The organism is Longimicrobium sp., from assembly GCF_036554565.1.
Classification (GTDB): Bacteria; Gemmatimonadota; Gemmatimonadetes; order Longimicrobiales; family Longimicrobiaceae; genus Longimicrobium.
The window spans coordinates 1-6281 of sequence record NZ_DATBNB010000387.1; the positions used below are offsets into that span (position 1 = coordinate 1).

The following is a 6281-nucleotide window of genomic DNA, read 5'->3' on the forward strand; positions in this document are numbered from 1 at the left end:
TGGCGGTCTCCCATCCGCCGGAGCTGCCAGTTGCCGATCTCCCGCGCGCGGTTCTCGTCCATGTCCATCAGCACGTCGCCGCGGCGGTTCTGCAGGCGGACGCGGCCGTTGGTGGTGCGCACGTTCACCGCGTCCGCCGCCAGCCCGCGCGTCCGGCCGCGGGAAAGCGCGTTCTGCAGCGCGTTCGCTCCCGAGCGGTTGGGTGTGCGGGCCCGCGTTTCGGACTCGCGCTTGGCCGACGAACCCCGTCCCGCCGCGTTCCCGTTGCCATTCCCAGAGCCGCGGCGCTCGGTCCGCGCGGAGTTATTGCCCCGCGCTTCGCCATCGCGCCGGGTGGATGCGCTTCCTCGTTCCGTCCGGTCGGCCTGGTTGCCGCGGGGGCGATCCGCCTCCGCGCGCCCACGGCCCTCCTGCCGTTGCGCGCCGCCACGGGCGCGGGACTCGATCTGCCCTCCCCGGCTGCCCCGCGCCTCCGTCTGACCACCGCGGCTGGTCTCGGCTTCCCCGCCCTGCTTGCCCTTGCCGGCGCCCTGCTGCTGAACGCCCAGTACGGACGGCGCGGCTGCGGCTTCGCCCGCCAAGGAACTCGCGGAAAGCGCGACGGCCGCGGCCAGCGTGAGTGCAATCCTGTTCATCGATGTGTCCCCGGAACGTGTGTCTTAGGCCGGCCGCGGTTTGCGCGCGCGCCAGCAGGGTCCTGCTGCGCAAGGATGTTGCCGCGCGTAGAGGCGAGAGCCATCTTGCGGGCACATCGTCGATCCATGCGCCACCCGTACTCTCCAGACGACGTGCCCGCTCCCACGTCACCTTCGCGCTCCCTCGCCGGCTCGCTGCGCGTCAGCCAGCCTCGGGGGTAGCCGTGCAGACGACCCTCTACCTGCGCGAGGTTGCGCTGCGGCGCGCGACGGTGCCCTCGTTCGACGAGTACCCGTTCTCCCTTCCCGCCATCCGCGGGCTGGACGAGCTGGAGTTCAGGTCGCCCGTCACCTTCCTAATCGGCGAGAACGGCTCCGGAAAGTCGACGCTGCTGGAGGCGATCGCATCCTCGTGGGGCTTCAACCCCGAGGGCGGCAGCCGCAACATGATGTTCGCCACGCGCCCGTCCGAGAGCGGGCTGCACGAGCACCTGCGGCTGACGCGCGGGACCAAGCGGGCGCGCGACGGCTTCTTCCTCCGTGCCGAAAGCTTCTACAACGTGGCCACGGAAGTCGACAAGCTGGAGATGACCGGCTGGTACGGCGGAAAGTCGCTGCACGAGCAGTCGCACGGCGAGTCGTTCCTGGCCGTGTTCATGGACCGCCTGTTCGGGGCCGGGTTCTACATTCTGGACGAGCCCGAGGCCGCGCTTTCGCCCTCCCGCCAGCTTTCCGTGCTCACCCGCATCAACGACCTGGTCAGCGAGCAGAGCCAGTTTCTGATCGCCACCCACTCGCCCATCCTCATGGGCTATCCCGGCGCCGACATCCTGCTGCTGGACGAAGACGGCATCCGCCGGGTGGACTACGAAGAGACGGAGCACTACTTCATCACCCGCGAGTTCCTGCAGAACCGCGAACGCATGCTGTCGCAGCTGTTCAGCTGAACGATCCATCCACCGACCGAGCGGCCATGGGCACCAGAGACCCGCGCATCGACCAGTACATCGAGAAGTCGCTCCCCTTCGCGCAACCCATCCTGCGGCACCTGCGCGAGGTGGTGCACACCGCCTGCCCCACGGTGGAAGAAACGATGAAGTGGAGCTTTCCCCACTTCATGTACCAGGGGATGCTGTGCAGCATGGCCTCGTTCAAGCAGCACTGCGCCTTCGGCCTGTGGAAGGGCTCGCTGATCCTGGAGCAGGGCGGCGACCGCGCGCGCGACGCCATGGGCCACTTCGGGCGCATCACCTCCGTGGACGATCTGCCGTCGGACGAGATCCTCACCAGCTACATCCACACGGCGATGAAGCTGAACGAGGAGGGCGTGCAGCCGCCCAAGGCCCGCAAGACCGGCAGCAAGCCCGAGCTGGCGGTACCCGACGCGCTGATGGACGCGCTTCGCGGCAATCCGGCGGCGCTGGCGGCGTTCGAAAAGTTCAGCCCCAGCAACAAGCGCGAATACGCCGACTGGATCGCCGACGCCAAGAGCGACGCCACCCGCCAGCGCCGGATCGACCAGGCCCTCGAGTGGATCGCCGAGGGCAAGTCGCGCAACTGGAAGTACGAACGCAAGTAAGCTCGTCCGCCCCTGTCTCTTACAGCCCGACAAGATGCCTGCTGATTCTCTCGCTTTTCTTCCCGCGCACGAGCTGGCGCGCCGCGTCCGCGCGCGCGAGGTGTCACCCGTGGAGGTGCTGGACGCGTGCATGGCGCAGGTGGAGCGTCACAATGGCGAGATCAACGCCGTCGTGACGCTCAATCCCGGCGCGCGCGACGAGGCGGCGGCGCTGGAGCGGCGGATCGCGGCCGGCGAAGACGTGGGCCCGCTGGCGGGGGTGCCGGTGGGGATCAAGGACGTCACCGAGGTGGCCGGCGTGCGCACCACCTACGGCTCGCCCCTCTTCACCGACTTCGTGCCGGAGGAAGACGCGCTCGTCGTCGCGCGGCTGCGCGCGGCGGGCGCGGTGATCCTGGGCAAGACGAACACGCCGGAGTTCGCGGCGGGGGGCAACACCTTCAACCCCGTCTTCGGGCGCACGCGCAACCCGTGGAACCCGGAGCGCAGCGCGGGCGGATCCACCGGCGGCGGCGCGGCGGGGCTGGCGACCGGGATGTTCGCGCTGGCACAGGGAACGGACCTGGGCGGAAGCCTGCGGATCCCCGCGTCGTTCTGCGGCATCGTGGGACTGCGTCCATCCGTCGGGCTGGTGCCGACCGTGCCGCAGGACTTCATGTGGGACCCGATGCAGGTCACCGGCGTGATGGGCCGCTCGGCGGAGGACGTGGCGCTCGCCCTGGGCGCCGTCGCGGGCGCCAGCGACCGCGCGCCGCTGGCCCAGCCGACGGAGGGCCGCGACTTCGTTGCCGCCGTGCGCCAGGGCGATGCGCGGGGGATGCGCATCGCCTACTGCCCCGACATCGCGGGCATCGGCATCGACGCCGGCGTGGAGCGCGTGTGCCGCGAGGCCGCGTTCGCGCTGGGCGACGCGGGCGCGACGGTGGAGGAGATCGAGCTGGACCTGGCCTACGGGCGCAAGGCGTTCCTGGCGCTGCGCGGCCTCTGGTTCGTTTCGCAGCTCCATCCCCACCTGGACAAGCTGGAGCACTTCGGACCCAACGTGGCCAACAACATCCGCGCGGGGCTGGCGGTGACGATGGAGGAGATCGGCGCGGCGGAGCAGGCCCGGCGGCGGATCTGGGAGCGCTTCCGCCAGCTCTTCCGCGAGTACGACGTGCTGCTGACGCCCACGATGGCCGTCCCCCCCTTCCCCGTGGTCGAGAACTATCCGCAGACCGTCGGCGGGCGGGAGATGGAAACGTACGTGGACTGGATCGCCCCCACCTTCGTCCTCAGCCTGACGGGGCTTCCCGTGGCCTCCGTCCCCGCGGGGCTGGACGCGGACGGAATGCCCGTGGGCCTGCAGATCGTGGCGCCGCCGCGGGGCGAGGAGCGCGCGCTGGCGATGGCCGGCATCGTGCAGCGGGTGCGGCCCATCCCGCGCCCGCCCCTGGTGGCGGGCGCCTGACGTACCCCATCCGCGAGACCAGCGACGTGAGCTACGCGCACCGCATCGAGCCGGGCACCCGGGTGTCGCTGGGCGCCATCGACCCCCGCGACACGGGTGGCGTCGGCAAGTCCGACGGCCAGGAGCGCTTCGTGGCGCTCAACGCGGAACTCTCGGGTTTGCAGGAGCTGCTGTACGCCGCCGGCACCCACGCCGTGCTGATGATCCTGCAGGGGATGGACACCAGCGGAAAGGACGGCGCCGTCCGCGGCGTGCTGATGAACGTCAATCCGCAGGGGTGCCGCGTGGAGTCGTTCAAGGTGCCCACGGAAGAGGACCTGGCGCACGACTTCCTCTGGCGCATCCACAAGGTCACGCCGGGCAAGGGGATGCTGGGCGTCTTCAACCGCTCGCACTACGAGGACGTGCTGATCGCCCGCGTGCACCGCTTCGTTCCCGAAGAGGTGTGGCGCGCGCGCTACGAGCAGATCAACCAGTTCGAGCAGATGCTGGCGGCCAGCGGCACCCTGATCCTCAAGTTCTTTCTGCACATCAGCAAGGACGAGCAGGAAAAACGGCTGATGGAGCGCGAGCAGGACCCCACCAAGGCGTGGAAGCTCAGCGCCAGCGACTGGCGCGAGCGGCAGTACTGGGACGACTACCAGCGCGCATACGAAGACGCCATCAGCAACTGCAGCACGCCGCACGCGCCCTGGTACGTGGTGCCCGCCGACAAGAAGTGGTTCCGCAACCTGGCCATCGCCGAGGTGCTGGCGGGCACCCTGCGCCAGCACGTGCCCACCTGGCGGGCGGCGCTGGACTCCATGAGCGCCGCCCGCGTGGCGGAGCTGCGCACGTACCGCGAGGGGCTGAACGCGCAGTAGGTCTCACGCGGAGAAAAGCCGCGGCCCGGGGCGCGCCACACTGTCCTCCTCACACGACCACGAGCCAGTCCGCGAAGGCGGACTTCGTGTGGTTGTTGCAGCGAATTCATTCGCCCGTGGGCGGCCAGCCAGAGATTCCACACCCGCAACCATTTCCGATGACCATCTCCACCCGCTCCGCCTCGCACGTATCCGACAAGGCCAGCCGCTTCACCGAGTCCGTCATCCGCGAGATGACGCGCGAGGCCATGAAGTACGGCGCCATCAACCTGGCGCAGGGATTTCCCGACTTCGGCGCGCCGGAGGCCATCAAGCAGGCGGCGATGGATGCGATCGCGGCCGACGTCAACCAGTACGCCATCACCTGGGGCGCGCGCGACTTCCGGCAGGCGCTGGCGCACAAGACGGCGTGGCACCTGGGGATGGAGATCGATCCCGAGCGCGAGGTCACCGTTACCTGCGGCAGCACCGAGGCCATGATCGCCACGCTGATGGCCACGGTGAACCCCGGCGAGGAAGTGATCGTCTTCGAGCCGTTCTACGAGAACTACGGGCCCGACGCCATCCTGTCGGGCGCCAGCCCGGTGTACGTCAAGCTCTACGCGCCCACCTGGAGCTTCGACCGCGACGAGCTGCGCGCCGCCTTTTCCGGATGCACGCGGGCCATCATCCTGTGCAATCCCAACAACCCCGTGGGCAAGGTGTTCACCCGCGAGGAGATGGAGTTCATCGCCGGGCTGTGCCGCGAGCACGACGTGCTGTGCATCACCGACGAGATCTACGAGCACATCCTCTACTCGCACGCCGACGGCACGCCGGCGCGGCACATCTGCATGGCGCAGCTGGACGGGATGCGCGAGCGGACGGTGGTGGTCAACTCCATGTCGAAGACCTATTCCGTCACAGGGTGGCGCGTGGGCTACTGCATCGCCCCGCCCCAGATCACCAGCGCCATCCGCAAGGTGCACGACTTCCTTACCGTCGGCGCGGCGGCCCCGCTGCAGGCGGCGGGGGCGTTCGCGCTGTCGCTGCCGCCGGAGTACTACCACAAGCTGCGCGCCGACTACCAGGCGCGGCTGGACCTGGTCCTTCCCGCGCTGGAAAAGGCCGGGTTCGGCGTAACGCGGCCGGAGGGCGCGTACTACGTGATGACCGACATCAGCGCGTTCGGATTCGGGAACGACGTGGAGTTCGCCATGCACCTGGTGCGCGAGATCGGCGTGGCGTGCGTGCCCGGCAGCAGCTTCTACCACCGCCCGGAAGACGGGGCGAACCAGGTGCGCTTCTGCTTCTGCAAGAAGGACGAGACGCTGCTGGGCGCGGTGGAGCGGCTGGCAAAGCTGGTTTGATCGAGGAACGACATTGGATCACGCGGAGGCGCGGAGGTCGCGGAGGGCTTCCGCTTCTTCCACGCGCCTGCCTACGCCCGAGCTGGGGAGATCATCGTGACGGACGGATTGGAGAACGACGAGCCGGTGTTCCCCGGATCGGGGGGCTCGGCGAGCCTGGTGGAGTGGGTGGACGGGCTGCTCGTGGCGTTGAACGAGGGGCGTACGGACGAGGTGCGGACCGCGCTGCAGAACGAGGAGTGGAGGACGGGGTGGGACCTGTCGGGCATTCCCGCCCCCATTCAGGAGCAGTTCGCGGAGGCCCTGGCTCGCGCGGCCACGGCGATGGCGGCTGGTTCCGCGGACGAAACCCAGGACGCGCTGCTGATCGCCCGCTCGCGGTTTCTGCCGGGGGCGTAGTGGGGG

6 protein-coding genes and 1 pseudogene are annotated in these 6281 nt (G+C 69.4%); 6 read left to right on the top strand and 1 reads right to left on the bottom strand.

Translation table 11 applies throughout. From position 1 onward, the window contains the following. A pseudogene (locus VIB55_RS10710) lies at positions 1 to 635 on the bottom strand (hypothetical protein); the annotation flags it as partial. A gap of 224 nt (positions 636 to 859) precedes the next feature. Here VIB55_RS10710 and VIB55_RS10715 point away from each other — a divergent pair. The 6 genes from VIB55_RS10715 (at position 860) to VIB55_RS10740 (ending at position 6275) form a co-directional block, all read left to right on the top strand. Then, entirely contained in the window at positions 860 to 1582 is a 723-nt protein-coding gene (locus VIB55_RS10715) for an AAA family ATPase (RefSeq protein WP_331876655.1), read from the top strand. A 26-nt stretch (positions 1583 to 1608) separates the two neighbouring features. Continuing rightward, positions 1609 to 2214, top strand: coding sequence for a YdeI/OmpD-associated family protein (locus VIB55_RS10720; protein ID WP_331876656.1), 606 nt, complete (start codon positions 1609 to 1611; stop codon positions 2212 to 2214). 34 nt (positions 2215 to 2248) lie between these two features. Further along, positions 2249 to 3664 carry an amidase gene (locus VIB55_RS10725; RefSeq protein ID WP_331876657.1) on the top strand — a complete coding sequence of 472 codons (1416 nt, stop codon included), beginning with the start codon at positions 2249 to 2251 and terminating at the stop codon, positions 3662 to 3664. 26 nt (positions 3665 to 3690) lie between these two features. Beyond that, a complete protein-coding gene (locus tag VIB55_RS10730; protein WP_331876658.1) occupies positions 3691 to 4527 on the top strand; it encodes a polyphosphate kinase 2 family protein in 837 nt (278 codons plus the stop codon). 158 nt (positions 4528 to 4685) lie between these two features. Beyond that, the gene (locus VIB55_RS10735; RefSeq protein ID WP_331876659.1) at positions 4686 to 5876 is read left to right on the top strand and encodes a pyridoxal phosphate-dependent aminotransferase; all 1191 of its coding nucleotides are present in this window, start codon (positions 4686 to 4688) and stop codon (positions 5874 to 5876) included. 96 nt (positions 5877 to 5972) lie between these two features. Next, positions 5973 to 6275 carry a hypothetical protein gene (locus tag VIB55_RS10740; RefSeq protein ID WP_331876660.1) on the top strand — a complete coding sequence of 101 codons (303 nt, stop codon included), beginning with the start codon at positions 5973 to 5975 and terminating at the stop codon, positions 6273 to 6275. Positions 6276 to 6281 lie beyond the last annotated feature (6 nt).

Coding starts and splice junctions, on each gene's coding strand:
- VIB55_RS10720 (WP_331876656.1), top strand. CDS start 1,609: ATGGGCACCAGAGACCCGCGCATCGACCAGTACATCGAGAAGTCGCTC.
- VIB55_RS10725 (WP_331876657.1), top strand. CDS start 2,249: ATGCCTGCTGATTCTCTCGCTTTTCTTCCCGCGCACGAGCTGGCGCGC.
- VIB55_RS10735 (WP_331876659.1), top strand. CDS start 4,686: ATGACCATCTCCACCCGCTCCGCCTCGCACGTATCCGACAAGGCCAGC.